Here is a 19,553-nt window from a genome sequence, read left to right as displayed (position 1 = left end):
CGGCGGGAAAGGCGCGGATTGTAGCAGCGCGCCCGTAATGCCCCCGGCACTCGCGCCCGCGCCGCTGCTGGGGTTAGGATCGGGCAGAGAGAGGGAGGCTGCGATTGCAGCCTGGGGAGAAGGGATGTCAGTTCCAGGAAAGATCCTGGCCAGCATGCTGCTGGCCTCGGGAGCGGCCACAGCGTGGGCGGCGCCGGCGTTGCCGGCCCCTCAGGAGTTCTACTTCGACAGCGATCCGGCCGCCGCGCCGATGGTGGCGGTGCAGGGCGAGGGCGATGAACTGGTCGCCCAGCTGCTCAAGCTGCGTGAACGCGGCAGGCGTGCCGTTGAAGCCACGGTGCAGCTGGCGATGGTGGCCGGTGCACAGGGCCGTGGCGAGCTGGCCGAGCAGTTGTATGGCGAGGCCATGAAAGAGGCGCCGGCCCAGAGCAGCAGTGGCCGCAGCGTGCGTTGGAACTACGGCTGGGACCTGCTTCGCCAGGGCAAGCCGGAGGCGGCGCTGGAACAGTGGCTGGCCTCGGCGGGCAATGCGCGCACGAAGCCCAGCTGGGTGCCGCCCACCTATGCGCTGGCGCTGTGGCGGTTGGGGCAGAAGCAGGAGGCGGTGCAGTGGTACGCGGCGGCGGTGCGGACCGAGCCGTCGCAGTGGAGCAGCACGGCGCAGTTTGCGCAGTTGTTGCCGCACTGGCGCGAGGATGAGCGCGCCTCGCTGGCCGAGGTGCAGCAGGCCTGGGCGGCCGCGCCGCCGGCCTGGCCCTGAGGAAGGGGTTCGGCCGGGTTGCACCCGGCACCCGCAGAGGCAACGGCCAAAGCCCAAGCAACAGCAACAGCAACAGCAACAGCAACAGCGGCCTTCCCGTGGGATGGCGGGGCACTGTGGGTTTGCGGGGACGCCGTAAACCCATCCATGGGGGCTTGGTCGCCGCATCCATGCGGCTCACACCCCGCAAACCCACAGTGCCCCGCCTTCGACAGATTCTCGCAGCTGTGGGTAGGTGTCGACCTTGGTCGACACGGTATCCACGCCATGCGTGGATGAATCTGTGTCGGAATCGATTATTCGATATCTGATCGAAATGCAGCCGAGCGTGGGCTCGGCTCCACAAAAGGCGGCCAGCCAACCGGCGTTTGCTTTTGATCTTCTTTTTTCTTTTCCGTGGCGGACGCACTCGGAAATTGTCAGAGGCCGGGCGGGGTGGGTTCGCGGGGGTGTCCGCGGCATGGATGCCGCGGCCAAGCCCCCAGGGATGGGTTCACGGCGTCCCCCGCGAACCCACCCCGCCCGGCCAGGCGCGGCTTTTGATGTTCACGGCCAACCCGCCACGAGGGGCTGCGCCGTTCGCGGGAAACCCCTCAGTCGTCCGCGGACACCGTCCGCCCCGACGCCCACGCCCGCAGCGCCTCCACCTGTTCGGCCATCAGCACCGACAGCGGCCGCGTGGCACGGATCTCGGTCATCAGCAGCTCGGTGTCGAGCGGCCGGCTTTCCGCATGTGCTGCATACAGGCCGGCCACGATCGCCTGTTCGATCTCGGCACCGGAAAAACCGTTCGCCGCCGCGGCCAGCGCCGGCAGTGCGAAGTCATCGGCGTTGAGCTGGCGCCGGCCCAGGTGCAGCCGCAGCAGTTCCACGCGGACGTCCGGGGTGGGCAGGTCGACGAAGAAGATCTCGTCGAAGCGGCCCTTGCGCAGCAGTTCGGCCGGCAGTTCCTGTACCTGGTTGGCGGTGGCGACGATGAACACCGGCGCCTTGCGCTCGGCCATCCAGGTCAGCAGGTAACCGAGCACGCGGCGCGACACGCCACCATCCTCGCCACCGGTTGCCAGCCCCTTCTCGATCTCGTCCATCCACAGCACGCACGGTGCCAGCTGTTCGGCCGAGGCCAGCGCCTGGCGCAGGTTGGCCTCGGTCTCGCCGTGGTACTTGTTGTACAGCGCGCCCACGTCCAGGCGCAGCAGCGGCACGCCGAAACCGGCGGCGGTGGCCTTGGCCAGCATCGACTTGCCACAGCCCTGCACGCCCAGCAGCAGCATGCCGCGTGGCGGGTCCAGCCCGGCCGGTGCCGAGCCGGCGATGAACGCCACCCGCCGCTGGTTGATCCAGCGCTTGAGCCGGTTGGCCCCGGCCACGTCGCCGAAGCGCGCGCTGTCATGCTCGAAGAACAGGTGCCCGCTGCGGTTGAGCAGCTCGAACTTCAGCCGTGCCAGCTGCGGCAGGTCGTCGTCGCGCAGTGCGCCGTCGGCGTAGATCAGCTGGCGCGCGATGCGCCGGGCATCCACCAGGCTCAGGCCCTGCAGGTTCTTCAGGATCTTCTTCACCGCCTCGCTGTCGACTTCCACGCGGCGGCCGCCGTGCTCGCGCGCATAGGCATCGGCCTCCTCGCGCAGCATCTTCAACAGCGCGTTGGCATCGGGCAGGCGCGGGTTGAAGCGCACCGCCAGCGCTTCCAGCTCGGCCGGCAGTTCTACCTTGGCACCGATCAGCACCAGCACGTGCGGCTCGCTGTGGCGGCGCTGGATCAGGTCGCGCAGCGCGCGCTGGTGGCTGGCATAGCCCAGGTAGGGGTGGAAATCGAGCAGCAGGTAGACCCCGCGCTGGTCCGCCTGGCGGATCATCTGCAGGGCTGCGCTGGCATCGGGGGGGCCGACCGCCGGGTCTTCGCTGTCCAGGTCGATGCGGCGCAGGCCCTCGGTGATCGACCAGCGGTGCAGCGCCCGCCACACGTGCATCAGCGTCTGCCGGAACAGCTCGACGATGCGGCCCTCGTCCTGGGTTTCGATCACGATCAGGGGGGTATTGGCGCGGATCAGTGCGCTCAGGTCCTGCAGCTCGCTCATGCCGGTTCGATCCTTCGGGGGCGCCACGATAGCAAAGCCAAGCGGCACAGGTTCAGCGCGGCGCTACCTCCCGTCACCACCGCCGGTGTACGCTCGGGGCACGTACCCGGAAGCGAGGCTGGCATGAAGACGATCCTGGTGGCCGGTTCCAAGGGCGGGGTGGGCAAGACCACCGTCGCCACCCACCTGGCCGCGTACGCGGCATTGCAGGGCAAGGCCACGGTGATCGCCGATGCCGACCCGCAGGGCTCCAGCACCCGCTGGGCACAACGGCGTGCCGGGCTGGAAAGCGCGGTGCTCCCCATCGACGTGCATCGGAAGAAGCAGTGGGCGCAGAAGCTGCCCGACGGCACCGAAACCGTCATCATCGATGCGCCGGCGGGTGCATTGGCCGACGATATCCCCCATTTCCTTGACGCTGCCGACGCGGTGGTGGTGCCGGTGCTGCCTTCGGCGCTGGACATCGAAGCCATCGTCGGTTTCCTCAACAGCCTGGCCCAGAACCCGCGGGTGCACAGCCGCAAGCTGCCGGTCGGGCTGGTCCTGAACCGTACCAAGCCCTGGACCCAGACTTCGCAGCAGGCCCTGCAGATGCTGGCCGAATGGCCCTACCCGGTGGTCGCGCAGCTGCGTGACAGCCAGAGCTATGTGGTCATGACCGGCCTCGGCCGCAGCCTGTTCGACTACCGCTCGGCCCAGGTGCGTGAACACCAGGCCGATTGGGAGCCCCTGCTGTCCTGGCTGAAACTTTGATATCGGCGTCACTTTTCCTGCTGCATCCTCTTCTTCATGGAAACCCGCGATGCGTGAACTGATCCTGCTGCGCCATGCCCATGCCGAACCGGCCACCCCCGGCCAGGCCGACCTCGACCGGCCGCTGTCGCCGGTGGGGCTGGCCGAAGCCGAAGCCGCCGGCAAGTGGCTGAAGGAAAACAACCTGCTGCCGGACTGCGTGTTGTGCTCGCCGTCGCGACGTACCCGCGAGACCCTGGAAGCGGTGATGACGGCCATCGGCTATGTCGAAAAGCGCCTGGAAGACCGTATCTACGAAGCCACTCCAGGTACCCTGGCGGCGCTGGTGGACGAGCGTCGTGACCTGGACCGGGTGTTGATCGTTGGCCACAACCCGGGCCTGGAGCAGCTGGTGGCCCTGATGACCGACGGCAGCAGCAGCGACTATCGCGGCATGCCGCCGGGCGGCGTGGCCGTGCTTGGCTTCCCGCGCGAGGCCTCGATCGAACCCGGCGTGGCCCGCCTGAACGCGTTCTGGTGGCCGTGATCCGATGAGCCTGGCGCGGCGCGGCCGCTTGCTGCTGCCCGCGCTGCTGGCACTGGGCCCGGCCTGGGCCGTGGTGCCGCCGCCAACCCCGTTGCCTCCGGTGGTGGCCGAAGCCCCGCGCGTGCTGCGCCTGGATACCGTGCGCTCGCAGATCGGGTTCGAAGTGCGCACCCGGTTCGGGCAACGCATCGAAGGCGTGTTCCCGCACTTCGAGGGCCGCATCGAGATCCTGTCCGATGGCCGGCACCAGGTGCACCTGAAGATGTTCACGCGCTCGGTCGAGATTCCGGGCAAGGCGCGCTATACAGGCTGGATGCGGGGCGAGGAGTTCTTCGATGCCGGCCGTCATCCGGTGGTCGAGTTCGACTCGCTGCCGTACTGGCCGGAGACCGTGGAAGACGGGGGCGACATTGATGGCCGCCTGACCCTGCGCGGGATCAGCCACCCGGAGAAACTGAAGGTCGAGAAGGCGGAGTGCGCCCGACCCGGCTATGATTGCGACGTCGTCAGCCGCGGTACCGTGCAGCGAGGCCGGTATGGCATGGACAGCTGGCAGCTTGCCTTGAGTGACCGAGTGACCTTCGTATTGCGTGCGCGCCTGAGCGAGGCGCCGAAACCGTGAACCTTCTGCTGCGTGTACTGGCGCTGGCAACCGTGTTGCTGGGCAGCGGTTGTGCATCGCTCTCGCATGCCGAGCGCGACCGTGCCGAAGCGATCGCCGTGCAGGCACGCTCGGCCGTGGTCGATTGCCAACGTGCCGACCGCTGCGCTCAGGACTCGCCGCTGCGGGCGCTGGCCGGCCGCGCGTTCACCGAATCCACCCCGGAACGGCCGCGGCATTACGCGACCCTGCTGGATGAAGGCGAAGGTGCCCTGGTGGCGCGCCTGAACCTGCTGCGCAGCGCCACCCGCAGCATCGACCTGCAGACCTACATCTTCGACAAGGACGACAGCGCCCGGCTGGTCATCGACGAGCTGCTGGCCGCATCGCGCCGCGGGGTGAAGGTGCGGGTGCTGATCGACCAGCTCTCGGCGATCTCCGACCTGCAGATCCTCGGTGCGTTGTCCGGTGCGCACCAGAACTTCCAGCTGCGGGTCTACAACCCGACCTTCGGCAAGGCCCGGCTGAACTACTTCGACTACGCCGGCAGCGTGCTGTGCTGCTTCCGCCGTTTCAACCAGCGCATGCACAACAAGCTGCTGGTGATCGACGATGCGATCGGCGTGGTCGGCGGCCGCAACTACCAGGACGACTATTACGACTGGGACCGCGAATACAACTTCCGCGACCGCGACGTGCTGATCGCCGGCCCGGAAGCACGTGCGATGGCGGCCAACTTCGATGCGTTCTGGCGCGCCCACCGCAGTGTGCCGGCCGAACGCCTCAACGACGTCGGCCGTACCCTGCTGCGCGAGGGCGTGCCGACCCTGCCGCCGGCCACCTTCCGCCGCCCGGAACGGGTGCAGCGGGTCAGCGCCGAGGCCAACGACAACGAGTTCGTCACCCGTTCCTTCGTCGATACCGCGCTGCCGGTGGCCTCGGTGCGCTACGTGGCCGACCTGCCGCGCAAGCACCGCCGCGAGCAGCCCGATGCGCCGCTGGCCGGGCAGCACGTGACCGAACCGCAGCTGGATGCACTGATTGCCAGCGCGCAGAAGGAAGTGATCCTGCAGACGCCCTACCTGGTGCTGTCCAAGCCGGCGCAGAAACTGTTCCGCGAGCTGCGCAAGCGCCCGCAACCCCCGCGCGTGGTGGTGTCCAGCAACAGCCTGGCGGCCACCGACAACCCGATCGTGTATGCGCTGTCGTACAAGTACAAGCGGCGCAACATGCGCGAACTGGGCTTCAACATCTTCGAATACAAGCCGTTCCCGCTGGATGCGCCGGTCGACTACCGCAATCTGCTGCCTGATCCGATCATCGCACCCGACGGCGAGGACGATGGCGGGCGCAATCCGTTGATCGGCGGCAGTGCCGCCGGCAGCAACGCCGGAGGGGGCAGCACCGGGCGCACGCTACCGGCCAGCAAGCAACAGGCCGTGGTGAACCACCCGCGCACCGGCAGCGCCTACCAGAATGCGCGGGAACGCCGCCGCGCCGCTGGCAGCGAGGTGGAAACGCGCCTGCTGCGTACCGAGACGCGGCCGTCGTTCCTCGGCAGCAAGGCGGTCAACAAGCCACTGCCGGTCACCCGCAAGGGCGCGCGCATGGGCCTGCATGCGAAGTCGCTGGTGGTCGACCGCCGCATCGGGGTAGTCGGCACCCACAACTTCGATCCGCGCAGCGAGAACTACAACACCGAAGGCGCGGTGATCATCGATGACCCGGTGTTTGCCGAGCAGCTGGCCCAGAGCATCCTGCGCGATACCCATCCGCAGAACTCCTGGACGGTGGCGCCACGGGCCAAGCCGCCGGTGCTGTCGGGCCTGAACTACAGCGTCGGCAAGGCGTCCGAAGCGCTGCCGATCCTTGATTTCTGGCCCTGGCGCTATGCCACCGACTACGAATTCAAGCCCGGCCCGGAGTGCCCGCAGCCGCTGCCACGGCAGGACCCCGCCTTCCACAACTGCTACGTCGCCGTCGGCGACTTCCCCGAAGTCAACGTCGGCCCCAAGTGGCTGCTGGTGCGCATGCTGACCGCATTCGGCGCCGGCCTCGTTCCCATCCTCTGAAGGTACCCGCATGGCCCAGGTATTCCGCGAAGCCGTTTCCATCGAGCAGCTCAACGCGCTCAGCCGCAGCACGGCGATTGAATCCCTGGGCATCGTCTTCAGTGCGGCCGGCGAGGACTGGCTGCAGGCCACCATGCCGGTGGACGAACGCACCCGCCAGCCCTACGGCATCCTGCACGGCGGCGCCTCGGTGGTGCTGGCCGAGACCCTGGGCAGCAGCGCCGGCAACCTGTGCGTGGAGGCCGGCAAGCAGATCTGCGTGGGCCTGGAGATCAACGCCAACCACGTGCGTGCGGTGCGCTCGGGCACGGTCACCGGCACTGCCCGCGCGCTGCACGTGGGCCGCAGCACCCAGCTGTGGGAGATCCGCATCGAGGACGAGCAGGGCCGCCTGGTATGCATCTCGCGGCTGACCCTGGCGGTGGTGGCCGCCGGCCACGGCTGAGCCCCTGGCAGGCGCGTTGACGGTGGCGGAACCCAGCGTTCCCCGCCGATTGCCCCGGTCGATCGGTGTTATGGCCTAAATCGGCTGGCAGCGATGACGGCCCTCCGGTATCGTGCGCGGATGACTTCCCCCACTCCGGCCCCCCGTGGCGGCGTGGCGCGTGTGTGCCGTTACCTGTACCGCGTACCGCTGCTGTTGGTCCACATCATCGTGTTCCTGCCGCTCATCCTGATCGGCATGCTGCCGCCGTGGGGCGAACTGCGCATGGGCGACGCTACCTTCGGCGCCAAGGTGGTCAACTGGTGGCAGGGCGGGCTGATGTGGATCTTCGGCTTCCGCCTGGCGCAGATCGGCCAGCCGCTGCCGGGCGCGGTGCTGTTCGTCGCCAACCACGTCAGCTGGGTCGACATCTGCATCCTGCACAGCCAGCGCATGATGGGCTTCGTCGCCAAGCGCGAGATCGCCAGCTGGCCGCTGGTCGGTTGGCTGGCCGCACGTGGCCAGACCATCTTCCACCAGCGCGGCAACACCGAATCGCTCGGTGGGGTGATGCAGGTGATGGCCGATCGCCTGCGCGAAGGCAAGGCGGTGGGCGTGTTCCCGGAAGGACGCACCCGCGGCGGCCACGAAGTGGGGCCCTTCCATGCCCGCATCTTCCAGGCCGCGGTCGAGACCGGCGTACCGGTGCAGCCGGTGGCACTGGTGTACGGCGTGAAGGGCGACGCACAGACCATCGTCGCGTTCGGCCCCGGCGAAAGCTTCTTCGCCAATTTCCTGCGCCTGCTCGGTGAGCCGGCGCGACGTGCGGAAGTGCATTTCCTGGCACCGATCGGTGCGCAGGACCTGGAAGGCCGTCGGCGCATCGCGGAGACTTCGCGCGCGCGCATCGTGGCGGCCATGAGCGCCGGGTGAGCGCACGGTGGCCCTGATCCCGCCACCTGTACTGGACGCCGGCACGCCGACGCTGCACGCGGCTGACTACCAGCCGCCGCGCTGGCTGCGCAATCCGCACCTGCAGTCGATGCTCAGCTCCAGCCGCATGCGCCTGCAGCGTGGCCTGCTGCTGCTGGCGGCCACCGGCGCGGTCAGCGAGGAGCTGATCCTCGATGGTGGCGATGGCGTGCGCCTGCAGGGCTGGCACAGCCATGTCGAAGGCCGCGAACCCAAAGGCATGGCGTTGCTGCTGCACGGCTGGGAAGGCAGTGCCGAATCCAGCTACATGCGCATGGCCGCCGCGCGCATGCTGGAACAGGGCTTCGACGTGGTGCGGCTGAATTTCCGCGACCACGGCAACACCCATCATCTCAACCGCGGCATCTTCCACTCCAACCTGATCGACGAAGTGGTGCATGCCGCGGGCGATATCGCCCAGCGCTGGCCGCAGCTGCCGCTGGTGGCGGCCGGCTACTCGCTGGGTGGCAACTTCGTGCTGCGCCTGGCCCTGCGCGCGCCGGCCGCCGGCGTGCCGCTGCAGCGCGTGGCCTCGGTCTGCCCGGTGCTGGACCCGGCACTGACCATGGAAAGCATCGAGAACGGCCCGGTGATGTACGACTGGTACTTCCGCCGCAAGTGGGCCGGTTCGCTGCGCCGCAAGCGCGACCTGTTCCCCGAGCTGAGCGACTGCGACGACCGCGTGCTGAAGCTGGACATCCGCGCACTGACCGCCTGGCTGGTCGAGCGCCACACCAGCTTCGGCTCGCTGCAGGCGTACTTCGACGGCTATTCGATTGCCGGCGACCGCCTGTCCACGCTGCAGGTGCCGGCCGACATCCTGATGGCGCAGGATGACCCGGTCATTCCGTATACGACCTTCAACAACTGGCAGCTGCCGCGCCAGGCGCACCTGGAAACCGCCTGCTGGGGCGGCCACTGCGGCTTCATCGAGAACTGGCGGGGCGATGGCTTCTCCGAGCGCTGGGTTGCGCAACGCCTGCAGCGGGTCCTGCAGGCCTGAACCGGCAGCGGCACGCAGCCCGCTACAATGCCGGTTTGCACTTGAAGCGGACTGCCATGCAAGACCAGATCATCCAAGCGTTGCGCCAGAACCAGGCCGACCAGGCCGTGCAGCTGGCCCAGGCGTGGACCCGTGACGAACCCGGCCAGGCCGATGCCCACCGCTGGCTGGCGCTTGCGCTGCAGCAGCAGGGCAATGCCGAAGCCGCGATGGAGGCATTGCAGCAGGCGCTGCGGCTGGCCCCGGACGACGCCCAGCTGCACCTGCAGCACGCCGGCCTGCTGCTGGCACTGCGCCAGTTCGAAGGCGCCGACGAGGCGCTGCTGCGTACCACCGGCCTGGATCCGAATGCCTTCTCCGCCTACCTGATGCAGGCGCACCTGGCGATCGGCCGCAACGACTTCGACGAAGCCCAGCGCCTGTCGACCCTGGCCGGGCGCGTGGAACCGGAGCATCCGGAACTGCTGACCATCGATGGCATGGTCGCGCTGCGCCGTGGCGATGCCGACCGCGCGCTGGCGTTGCTGTCGGCCGCCAGCAAGGCGCTGCCGGACGATACCCGCGTGCTGTACGCACTGGGCTTCGCCTATCTGGGCAAGGACATGCTGGCATTCGCCGAGCAGTCGTTCCGGCGCGTGCTGGAACTGAACCCGTCATTGGCCTCGCTGCACGGCCTGGTGGTGCAGCTGGCGCTGCGCCAGGGCAACGTGCCGGCTGCGGCCGAAGCCGTGCAGGTCGCCCTGCAGCAGCCGGAGATGGACGTGCCGGCGATGCGCCGCCTGGCCGGCGAACTGGCGCTGCGCAACAGCCAGCCGCTGCAGGCGCTGGACCATCTGCTGCCGTTGCTGGACACCCAGCCGGAAGACCGCCAGGTGCTGCAGCTGCTGCTGATGTCGTGGCAGCGCCTGGGCCGCGAGGATGAAGCGCGCGCACGCCTGGATGCAGTGCTGGAAGCCCATGACCAGCTGCACGACGTGTGGCTGGCGCGGCTGGCCATCGAGCAGGTGGGCAGCGCAGGCGCAGTGGCGGCCGTCGAGCGCTGGATGGCGGCGATGCCGGCGCACCTGCCGGCGCTGGAAGCGCGCCTGCGCCTGCACGACATGGTGGGCGAGCGCGCGCAGGCCGAGGCGATCGCCGAGCGCATCGTCAGCCTGGAACCGGGCCGCGTCAGCGGCGAAACCCGGCTGGTCGAAGGGCTGCTGCAGCGCGACCCGGCCGCCGCGGTCGCGCGCGTGCAGGCGCTGATCGAGCAGGCACCGGAGGCCCACCGCGCCGACCTGCGAACCTGGCTGGGCGAGATCCAGGATCGCGCCGGGCAGCCGCAGGAAGCGCTGCGTACCTGGATGTCGCTGCAGGCCGAGCAGGCGCCGCAGCGCTTGCCGCTGCCGCCGCAGGCCAAGGCACCGCCGAGCTGGCCGGACAAGGGCAGCATCGATGGCGATGCCAGTTCCGCACCGATCTTCCTGTGGGGCGCGCCCGGCTCGGGTGTGGAGCGCGTGGCGACCGGCCTGGCCGCCGCCAGCCCGGTGCTGCGCAGCGATCGTTACACCAACACGCCACCGGATGACGCCTTCCAGAACTTCAACACGCTGCAGGACCTGGCGTCGGGTGTGCTGACGCCGGAGCGGCTGGTGCAGCGCTGGCGCGAACAGCTGCCGGCGCGTGGCCTGCAGAGCGACACCGTGATCGACTGGCTGCTGTGGTGGGACAACGCCCTGCTGTGGGCGCTGCGTCCGCAGTTGCCGCAGGGGCGCCTGCTGCTGGTGCTGCGTGATCCGCGCGACATGCTGCTGGACTGGGTGGCCTACGGTGCCGCTGCACCGCTGGCGATGACCTCGCTGGCCGAAGCCAGCGAGTGGCTGACGCGCGCGCTGACCCAGGTCGCCACGCTGCACGAGGAAGACCTGTATCCGCACGTGCTGCTGCGCATCGACCAGATCGGCAATGATCCGCATGCGATGGCCGAACTGCTGGGCCGCCTGTTCGAGCGGCCGATGCCGCCGGCTGCGCAGCTGGGCGCTCCGCGCCTGGCGCCCGGCCACTGGCGCAACTACCGCGACGTGATGAGCGCCGCCTTCGCCCAGCTCACCCCGGTTGCGGTGCGCCTGGGTTACCCGGAAGAGTGAGGAGAGTCCCATGCAGCTGAGCAGCAACAGCCTGACCCACGGCGCGCCGATCGACCGCGCGTTCGCCGCCGGCGACGCCAACGGCTTCGCCCCGGACCGCAACCCGCACCTGGCCTGGAGCGGGGCGCCGGCCGGCACCCGTTCGTTCCTGCTGGTGTGCGTGGACCCGGACGTGCCGACCGTGCCGGAGACGGTCGGCCGCAGCGACATGAGCGTGCCGCGTGACCAGCCGCGCTGCGATTTCGTGCACTGGGTGATGGCCGATATCCCGGCCACGGTGCAGGAGATTGCTGCCGGCAGCTGCAGCGACGGCTTCGTGGTGAAGGGCAAGCCCGCGCCGGCCGGCCCGGACGGCAGCCGCCAGGGCCTGAATGACTTCACCGGCTGGTTTGCCGGCAATCCGGACATGGCCGGTGATTACCTGGGCTACGACGGTCCCTATCCGCCCTTCAACGACGAGCGCGTGCACCGCTACTTCTTCCGCGTGTTCGCGCTGGACGTGGCCTCGCTGGATCTGCCGGCACGCTTCACCGCCGCCGACGCGTATCGGGCCATGCACGGCCACGTACTGGCCGAAGCGGCACTGCACGGAACCTACACGCTGAACGCCGCACTGGGCTGAGACTGTTGTCTGTAGAGTCGAGCCATGCTCGACTCACCGTACAGGCAGTCGAGCATGGCTCGACTCTACAGAACGAAGAAGGGCGGCCTCTCGGCCGCCCTTCTGAGGTTTTACTTCTTCTCGACGGCCGACTCGACCACCATGTCCAGCACGTACGCCTGCGACGGCGCATCGGCCGGCGGGTTCTTCACTTCGTAGCGCTTCACGCGCACCACGTTGCGCACGCCGTCTTCGTGGGTGTAGCCCTCGATGTTGCCGTAGAAGTTCTCGAACTTGCCCGGCTCGCCCTGCTTCAGGCCCTTGTCGTCGAACTTCACCTCGCGCACCTGCAGGCACTGGTAGTCCGGGATCAGCGGGTGCGAGCACTTCTCGGTCCTGGCGGCCACTTCCAGGAACACCGTCTCGCCGGCGCCGCCGTAGCGGGTTTCAGCGGTCGGTTCCGGGTTGAACACCAGCACGTCGCCCTTGGCGGTGGTCAGGGTCAGCGCGCCATTGGCATCCTGCTCGGCCTTCAGCTCGCCCTGCAGGCGGCTCGACACGGCCTCGTCCAGCGCCATCAGCGCCTTGTCGGTGCAGGCCATCATCGTCGACGCCATCGCGCCCACGGTCAGCTTGCCGTCGGCCAGGCTGTAGCTGCCGCCCATGTGGTTGCAGGCGTTGCTGACCGACAGGCGGCCATCAGCGAAGTCCAGGGTGACCGGCTTGTCTTCGCGGGCGAACAGCGCATCGATGCGCTTGCCGTCGGCGGCGGTGGCCTGCTGCAGCAGCCAGTGCTGGCTCTGCAGGCGCTGCGCATCCAGGTGCGCCAGCGTCTGCTGGTCCGCTGCCTTGGCCGCGGCCGGGGCCACGTCGTCGCCGCCGGTACCGGCCGGGGCCGGGGTCTGGCTGCAGGCGGCCATCAGGGCCAGCGGGAGGAGCAGGGTGAGCTTGCGGTTCATGGTGATTCTCCTTGGGGAACCGTGGGGGAAACGGGGTGGGGCCGGCAACGGGGTCAGCGTGCCCCGGCGCTGTTCAGCTGCCGGAGGGCAACCACAGCAGCAGCGCCGCGCCCAGCGCGATGCGGTAAATGGCGAAGGCGGTGAACCTGTGCGACTTGATGTAGCCCATCAGCCACTTCACTACGACGAAGCCGGTGACGGCTGCGGCAAGGAACGCCACGCCCACGTCGGTCCAGTTCTCGCTGCCCAGCTTTCCGTCCTTGGCCATTTCCAGGAAGGTGTAGGCGCTGGCAGCGAACATGGTGGGAATGCCGACCAGGAACACGAATTCGGCGGCGGCCGCACGGCGGCTCAGGCCCAGCAGCATGGCCAGGAAGATCGCCGAGGCCGAGCGCGAAGTGCCCGGGAACACGCCGGCCACCACCTGCGCCAGGCCCACGCCGATCGCTACCGTCCAGGTCACCTGGTCGCGGTCGGGCAGGCGCGCGGTGTAGGCCTCCACCAGCAGCATCCAGACGCCACCGATGATCAGGGCCCAGGCCACCGGGCTGACCGTCTCCGGCAGTGACCAGCCGGCCTTGCGCACCACCAGGCCGACCACGGCGGTGACCAGGAAGGCGGCGCCCAGCTTGAACACATAGTCGCGGTTCTCGCGCTGGTTGAAGCCGGTGGCCAGCTGCAGCAGGCGCTGGCGGAACACCAGGACCACGGCCACGATCGCGCCGGCCTGGATGACGATGTTGAAGAAGTCCGAGCGGGCCCCCAGCCAGTGCTGGGCGATGAGCAGATGGCCGGTGCTGGAGATCGGCAGGAATTCGGTGAGGCCTTCGAGGATGCCCAGCAGCAGGGCGGAGAGCAGGTCGGACATGGACGGTGCGTGCACGCGCGGCGGAAGGAAGAAGGTCGAGAGGATAGACGATCCCCGCTGCACCAAACGGGTGCGTCTGGTGGCGTGCGCACCCATTTGGTGCGCACGGTTCTGCACCGCGACGGGGCGCCCTGTTTGAAATCAACGACTTGCAGTCGTTGAAAAGTTGGCACGGTCATTGCTGTACCTCAGCAGGCATTCATCCCCATCCGAGGTCGTACCGATGTCCGTGGAAAACGTTGAGAAGCTGATCAAGGACAACCAGATCGAGTTCGTCGACCTGCGCTTTGTCGACATGCGTGGTGTCGAGCAGCACGTGACCTTCCCGGTCAGCATCGTCGAGCCGTCGCTGTTCGAAGAAGGCAAGATGTTCGATGGCAGCTCGATTGCCGGCTGGAAGGGCATCGCCGAGTCGGACATGGTGCTGCTGCCGGACACCGCCAGCGCCTACGTCGACCCGTTCTACGCCGATCCGACCATCGTGATCAGCTGCGACATCCTCGACCCGGCCACCATGCAGCCGTACGGCCGCTGCCCGCGCGGCATCGCCAAGCGCGCCGAGGCCTACCTGAAGTCCTCCGGCATCGCCGAAACCGCGTTCTTCGGCCCGGAACCGGAATTCTTCATCTTCGACTCGGTCCGCTTCGCCAATGAAATGGGCCACACCTTCTTCCAGGTCGACTCGGAAGAAGCGGCGTGGAACAGCGGCGCCAAGTACGACGGCGCCAACAGCGGCTACCGTCCCGGCGTGAAGGGCGGTTACTTCCCGGTTCCGCCGACCGACACCCTGCACGACCTGCGCGCCGAAATGTGCAAGACGCTGGAACAGGTCGGCATCGAAGTGGAAGTGCAGCACCACGAAGTGGCCACCGCCGGCCAGTGCGAGATCGGCACCAAGTTCAGCACCCTGGTGCAGAAGGCCGACGAACTGCTGCGCATGAAGTACGTGATCAAGAACGTCGCGCACCGCAACGGCAAGACCGTCACCTTCATGCCCAAGCCGATCGTCGGCGACAACGGCAGCGGCATGCACGTGCACCAGTCGCTGTCCAAGGGCGGCACCAACCTGTTCTCCGGTGACGGCTACGGCGGCCTGAGCCAGCTGGCGCTGTGGTACATCGGCGGCATCTTCAAGCATGCCAAGGCCATCAATGCCTTCGCCAACTCGGGCACCAACAGCTACAAGCGCCTGGTGCCGGGCTACGAAGCGCCGGTGATGCTGGCCTACTCGGCGCGCAACCGTTCGGCCTCGTGCCGCATTCCGTGGGTGTCCAACCCGAAGGCGCGCCGCATCGAAATGCGCTTCCCGGATCCGATCCAGTCCGGCTACCTCACCTTCACCGCGCTGATGATGGCCGGCCTGGACGGCATCAAGAACCAGATCGACCCGGGCGCACCGAGCGACAAGGACCTGTACGACCTGCCGCCGGAAGAAGAGAAGCTGATCCCGCAGGTCTGCTCCTCGCTGGACCAGGCGCTGGAAGCGCTGGACAAGGACCGCGAGTTCCTGAAGGCCGGCGGCGTGATGAGCGATGACTTCATCGACGGCTACATCGCGCTGAAGATGCAGGAAGTGACCAAGTTCCGCGCGGCCACCCACCCGCTGGAATACCAGCTGTACTACGCCAGCTGACCGGTGGCGATGGCGGTGGGCTTCCCCCTCCCACCCGCCGCCATCGCTTCCGACTTCGCGGCTGGGGAGCCGCGCGGCGGGCCCGGCCCGCCGTGGTAGAGCGGGCCGCTGGCCCGCTGCGGTAGAGCGGACTGTCAGTCCGCTGAAACAGGGGCAAGAGAGAGACCGGATACGCGACCAGGGCCGCCCTCCCTCCCGCGTCGGTCGTGCAAGGAGAGAGGCACGGCCGTCCCGGCCCTGTACGTGTCCGGTGCAACAGCCACGGCCATCATCCTGATGGCACGTGGTTGCCTGATGCCAACGCGCGCTGGCGCGCTGGCCCCATCCACCCTCGGGACATGCGCATGAAACTGATCTCCGCCATCATCCGGCCGTTCAAGCTCGACGAGGTCCGCGAGGCCCTCTCCGACGCAGGCGTGTCGGGCATCACCGTGACCGAAGTGAAAGGCTTCGGCCGCCAGAAGGGCCACACCGAGCTGTATCGCGGCGCCGAGTACGTCGTCGACTTCCTGCCCAAGATCAAGATCGAAACCGTAGTCACCGACGAGCGTGCCGATGCGGTGATCGAGGCGATCCAGTCGTCGGCAGGTACCGGCAAGATCGGTGACGGCAAGATCTTCGTCACCGCCGTCGAACAGGTCATCCGCATCCGCACCGGCGAGATCGGTGCCGACGCGCTGTAATCCCCCTTCCGGAGATTCCCCCATGAAGATGCGCCTTCTCACCGGGTGGCAAGCCCGGTTCCATATCGTGTGCCTGTTGATGCTGCTCAGCGCGTTGGCCGCCGGCGCGTGGCCGGGCAGTGCCCATGCCCAGGCCCAGGTCTCGCCGCTGCCGAGCGAAAGCGTGGCGGTCGAAGCGTTGCAGGACCCGGCTGCGGCGGCCGCCGCGCCTGCGGTGGCCGAAGTGGCTGCCGCCTATGACCGCGGCGACGTCGCGTGGATGCTCACTTCCACCCTGCTGGTGCTGCTGATGGTGGTACCGGGCCTGGCCCTGTTCTATGGCGGCCTGGTGCGTTCGAAGAACGTGCTGTCGGTGCTCAGCCAGATCCTGGTGGTGTTCTCGCTGGTGCTGCTGCTGTGGGTGGCGTATGGCTACAGCGCGGTGTTCAGTGCCGGCAATCCGTTCTTCGGCTCGTTCACCGAATTCGCCTTCCTCAAGGGCTTCACCCCCGACTCGGTCGGCAACACGCCGATCAAGGGCCTGCCGGACTATCTGTTCGTGGCCTTCCAGTCGACGTTCGCCGGCATCACCACCGCGCTGATCGTCGGTGCCTTCGCCGAGCGCATCAAGTTCCGCGCGGTGCTGCTGTTCTCGGCGCTGTGGTTCACCCTCAGCTACATCCCGATGGCGCACATCGTCTGGGGCGGCGGTTACCTCGGTGAACTGGGTGCGATCGATTTCGCCGGCGGCACCGTGGTCCATATCAATGCCGGTGTGGCCGGGCTGGTGGCCGCGTGGTTCGTCGGCAAGCGGCTGGGCTATGGCCAGACCGCATTGAAGCCGCACAACGTGCCGTTCACCTATATCGGCGCAATGCTGCTGTGGGTGGGCTGGTTCGGTTTCAATGCCGGCTCCGCTGCTGCGGCCGATACCGTGGCCTCGCTGGCCTTCCTCAACACCGTGCTGGCCACCGCCGCTGCCGTGCTGGGCTGGACGCTGGTGGAAGCCATCGGCAAGGGCAAGCCGTCGGCACTGGGCGCCGCCTCGGGTGCGGTGGCCGGCCTGGTTGGCATCACCCCGGCCTGCGGTACGGTCGGCCCGCTTGGCGCGATCGTGATCGGCTTCGTCGCCGGCGTGGTCTGCGTGTGGGGCGTGACCGGACTCAAGCGCCTGCTGAAGGTGGATGACACCGCCGACGTGTTCGGTGTGCACGGTGTCGGCGGCATCGTCGGCGCCATCCTCACCGGTGTGTTCAGCGCGCAGTCGCTGGGCGGCACCAAGGCCGATCTGGATATTGCCCATCAGGTGTGGGTGCAGGTGGTCAGCGTCGGCCTCACCGTGCTGTGGTCGGCGGTGGTGACCACGCTGATCCTGCTGGTGGTGCGCAGCGTGGTCGGCCTGCGCGTGACCGAGGAAGCGGAGCGCACCGGCCTGGATGTCACATCGCATGGTGAATCGGCCTACGAGGCCTGACCGGCTTCACGGTTTCAACGGCGTCCTCCCACTGCCCGTGGCAGTGGGGGGATGGTCGGCATCACCTTGCATCGCGGACACCTGCTGACGCAGCGGCCCACTCGGGGCAGAGCCGCACGCGCGGGCCGGCAACAGAATGCCCCTCGTCGGGCTTCACACTTTTGCGTTGAACGCCTCGCGGTCGCCGCCCGGCGGCTCTGTTTCCTGTAACGCGATTCCCTTAAAGTGCTGCCTCTTCCGACCGGTTCTTCGCCGGTCTGGCAGCCATCTGCAGGGAAAAGAGCATCGTGGAACAGGGACGTTATGTACGCAGCAGCACGTTGCGGTGGCGGTTGTCGGTGGGCGTGGTACTGGCCATCGCCGGCGTGCAGGCACCGGCCTGGGCACAGGCGGTATCGCCGGAGCAGGAGTTGCTCCGACAGCAGGAGCGCGAACGCGCGTTGCGCGAGCAGCAGGAGTCCACGCCGGATGTCCGGCTGCAGCCCTCCACCGAAGACCTTGGCCGTCTGCCGGCTGATGAGTCACCGTGCTTCACCATCCACACCATCGCGTTGCAGGGCGATCTTGCCGACCGCTTCCGCTGGGCGCTGGCGGCCGCCGATCCGCGCAGCGACCCCGCCACGGGGCGCTGCCTGGGCACCGCCGGCGTGGACATGGTGATGAAGCGCGTGCAGAACGCAATCATCGAGCGCGGCTACGTCACCACCCGCATTCTTGCCGCACCGCAGGACCTGAAGACAGGCGTCCTGACGCTGACCGTCGTGCCTGGGCGGGTCAATGCCATCCGCTTCGCTGCTGGCGAAGGCCGCCCCCCCGCCCTCTGGAACACGATGCCGGTGGCGCGCGGCGATGTGCTGAACCTGCGTGACATCGAGCAGGCGCTGGAAAACCTGCAGCGGGTGCCGACCGCGTCGGTGGACATACAGATCGCACCACCGGCCGATGGCGCCGCCGCCAAACCGGGCGAGAGCGACCTGCTGATCAGCTGGAAGCAGGTCCGTCCGGTGCGGGTGAACCTCACCCTGGATGACGCGGGCAGCCAGTCCACCGGCAAGATGCAGGCAGGCGCCACCGTATCGGTGGACAACCCTGCCGGCCTGAGCGATCTGTTCTACGTCAACGTGGGCCGGTCGGCATTCAATGGCAGCGAGCGCAGCACCGACAGCTGGTCGGCGCACTACAGCGTGCCGCTGGGCGCGTGGCTGCTGGGTGCCAACGCCAGCAGCTACGACTATGAGCAGACCGTTGCCGGTGCGTTCGAGAATTATGTCTACAGCGGCTCCAGCCGCAACGCCGAGCTTCGCCTGGCCCGCATGCTGTTCCGCAACGCGCATGCCAAGACCAGCATGTACGCGCGCGGCTGGTACCGCGAATCGGATAACTTCATCAACGATACCGAGATCGAAGTTCAGCGCCGCCGTATGGCGGGCTGGGAGCTGGGCCTGGGCCACCGCCACTTCATCGGCAAGGCCACACTGGATGTGAACCTGGCGTACCGCAAGGGTACCGGCGCTTTCAACGCTTTGCGTGCGCCGGAAGAGGCCTTCGGCGAAGGTACGGCGCATGGCCGCATCTACACCGCCGATGCGCAGCTGGTGGTGCCGATGCAGTGGGGCCGCCAGAGCCTGCGCTACACCGGCAGCTGGCGCGCGCAGTGGAATCGCTCGCCGCTGGTGCCGCAGGACCGCTTCTCCATCGGTGGCCGCTACACCGTGCGTGGCTTCGACGGCGAAATGTCGCTCACCGGCGAGCGTGGCTGGTTGCTGCGCAATGAACTGGGCGCCGCCCTGGGCGGTGGCGTTGAGGCCTACGTTGCCATCGATCACGGTCGTGTTGCCGGTCCGTCCACCGCGCGCCTGCTGGGTGACCGGCTGACCGGCACCGCACTCGGCCTTCGCGGCGGTACCCGCCACATCAACTGGGATGCCTTTGTCGGCAGCCCGTTGTCCAAGCCGCGCGGTTTCCAGACCGCCTACACCACGTTCGGAATGAACCTGGGCGTCTCGTTCTGACGCCTGCGCATCTCCGGTACGCGCTGCAT

At 68.1% G+C, this 19,553-nt stretch carries 17 protein-coding genes; 14 read left to right on the top strand and 3 right to left on the bottom strand.

The genetic code is table 11. The features are described 5' to 3' along the window. The first annotated feature begins 124 nt into the window (after positions 1–124). Complete coding sequence (locus N440_RS18925; RefSeq protein ID WP_133936226.1) at positions 125–760, top strand: tetratricopeptide repeat protein; 636 nt, start codon at positions 125–127, stop codon at positions 758–760. Between the two features lie 593 nt (positions 761–1,353). Here N440_RS18925 and N440_RS18920 read toward each other — a convergent pair. Continuing rightward, positions 1,354–2,838, bottom strand: coding sequence for an AAA family ATPase (locus N440_RS18920; protein ID WP_133936224.1), 1,485 nt, complete (start codon positions 2,836–2,838; stop codon positions 1,354–1,356). 123 nt (positions 2,839–2,961) lie between these two features. On the opposite strand from N440_RS18920, the gene N440_RS18915 reads away from it, so the two are divergent. The 9 genes from N440_RS18915 (at position 2,962) to N440_RS18875 (ending at position 11,937) form a co-directional block, all read left to right on the top strand. Next, on the top strand, positions 2,962–3,591 hold the full coding sequence (locus N440_RS18915; protein WP_008265138.1) for a ParA family protein: 630 nt from the start codon (positions 2,962–2,964) through the stop codon (positions 3,589–3,591). A 49-nt stretch (positions 3,592–3,640) separates the two neighbouring features. Then, on the top strand, positions 3,641–4,117 hold the full coding sequence (locus N440_RS18910; protein ID WP_133936222.1) for a histidine phosphatase family protein: 477 nt from the start codon (positions 3,641–3,643) through the stop codon (positions 4,115–4,117). A 4-nt stretch (positions 4,118–4,121) separates the two neighbouring features. Continuing rightward, positions 4,122–4,739: a YceI family protein gene (locus tag N440_RS18905; protein WP_133936220.1), complete on the top strand. Its 618-nt coding sequence runs from the start codon at positions 4,122–4,124 to the stop codon at positions 4,737–4,739. Further along, the gene (locus tag N440_RS18900) at positions 4,736–6,790 is read left to right on the top strand and encodes a phospholipase D family protein (protein WP_133936218.1); all 2,055 of its coding nucleotides are present in this window, start codon (positions 4,736–4,738) and stop codon (positions 6,788–6,790) included. The genes N440_RS18905 and N440_RS18900 overlap by 4 nt, the downstream gene beginning before the upstream one ends. Before the next feature lie 10 nt (positions 6,791–6,800). After that, entirely contained in the window at positions 6,801–7,235 is a 435-nt protein-coding gene (locus N440_RS18895) for a hotdog fold thioesterase (protein WP_133936216.1), read from the top strand. Between the two features lie 120 nt (positions 7,236–7,355). Continuing rightward, on the top strand, positions 7,356–8,147 hold the full coding sequence (locus N440_RS18890; RefSeq protein WP_040006737.1) for a lysophospholipid acyltransferase family protein: 792 nt from the start codon (positions 7,356–7,358) through the stop codon (positions 8,145–8,147). A gap of 7 nt (positions 8,148–8,154) precedes the next feature. Beyond that, positions 8,155–9,189: an alpha/beta fold hydrolase gene (locus N440_RS18885; RefSeq protein WP_133936214.1), complete on the top strand. Its 1,035-nt coding sequence runs from the start codon at positions 8,155–8,157 to the stop codon at positions 9,187–9,189. Positions 9,190–9,245: 56 nt separating this feature from the next. Next, the gene (locus N440_RS18880) at positions 9,246–11,315 is read left to right on the top strand and encodes a tetratricopeptide repeat protein (RefSeq protein WP_133936212.1); all 2,070 of its coding nucleotides are present in this window, start codon (positions 9,246–9,248) and stop codon (positions 11,313–11,315) included. 10 nt (positions 11,316–11,325) lie between these two features. Next, positions 11,326–11,937 carry a YbhB/YbcL family Raf kinase inhibitor-like protein gene (locus N440_RS18875; protein ID WP_133936210.1) on the top strand — a complete coding sequence of 204 codons (612 nt, stop codon included), beginning with the start codon at positions 11,326–11,328 and terminating at the stop codon, positions 11,935–11,937. A gap of 110 nt (positions 11,938–12,047) precedes the next feature. Here the strand turns inward: N440_RS18875 and N440_RS18870 are convergent, their stop codons facing one another. Both N440_RS18870 and N440_RS18865 read right to left on the bottom strand, forming a co-directional pair. Beyond that, positions 12,048–12,875 carry an META and DUF4377 domain-containing protein gene (locus tag N440_RS18870; RefSeq protein ID WP_133936208.1) on the bottom strand — a complete coding sequence of 276 codons (828 nt, stop codon included), beginning with the start codon at positions 12,873–12,875 and terminating at the stop codon, positions 12,048–12,050. 73 nt (positions 12,876–12,948) lie between these two features. Continuing rightward, entirely contained in the window at positions 12,949–13,743 is a 795-nt protein-coding gene (locus N440_RS18865) for an undecaprenyl-diphosphate phosphatase (RefSeq protein ID WP_053448447.1), read from the bottom strand. Positions 13,744–13,966: 223 nt separating this feature from the next. Here N440_RS18865 and glnA point away from each other — a divergent pair, with 223 nt between their 5' ends. The 4 genes from glnA to N440_RS18845 all read left to right on the top strand — a co-directional run bounded on the left by glnA (position 13,967) and on the right by N440_RS18845 (position 19,524). After that, positions 13,967–15,376: a type I glutamate--ammonia ligase gene (glnA, locus tag N440_RS18860; protein ID WP_004153533.1), complete on the top strand. Its 1,410-nt coding sequence runs from the start codon at positions 13,967–13,969 to the stop codon at positions 15,374–15,376. Positions 15,377–15,720: 344 nt separating this feature from the next. Further along, positions 15,721–16,059 carry a P-II family nitrogen regulator gene (locus N440_RS18855; RefSeq protein ID WP_004134334.1) on the top strand — a complete coding sequence of 113 codons (339 nt, stop codon included), beginning with the start codon at positions 15,721–15,723 and terminating at the stop codon, positions 16,057–16,059. A gap of 22 nt (positions 16,060–16,081) precedes the next feature. After that, positions 16,082–17,512, top strand: a complete 1,431-nt coding sequence (amt, locus tag N440_RS18850) for an ammonium transporter (RefSeq protein ID WP_133936206.1) — start codon at positions 16,082–16,084, stop codon at positions 17,510–17,512. A gap of 287 nt (positions 17,513–17,799) precedes the next feature. Beyond that, positions 17,800–19,524, top strand: coding sequence for a ShlB/FhaC/HecB family hemolysin secretion/activation protein (locus tag N440_RS18845; RefSeq protein ID WP_133936204.1), 1,725 nt, complete (start codon positions 17,800–17,802; stop codon positions 19,522–19,524). Positions 19,525–19,553: the final 29 nt, after the last annotated feature.

This window comes from Stenotrophomonas sp. CC22-02 (genome assembly GCF_004365115.1).
GTDB lineage: Bacteria > Pseudomonadota > Gammaproteobacteria > Xanthomonadales > Xanthomonadaceae > Stenotrophomonas > Stenotrophomonas forensis.
The sequence above is the reverse complement of the archived record's forward strand: the minus strand, read 5'-3'. Positions and strand labels throughout refer to the sequence as shown.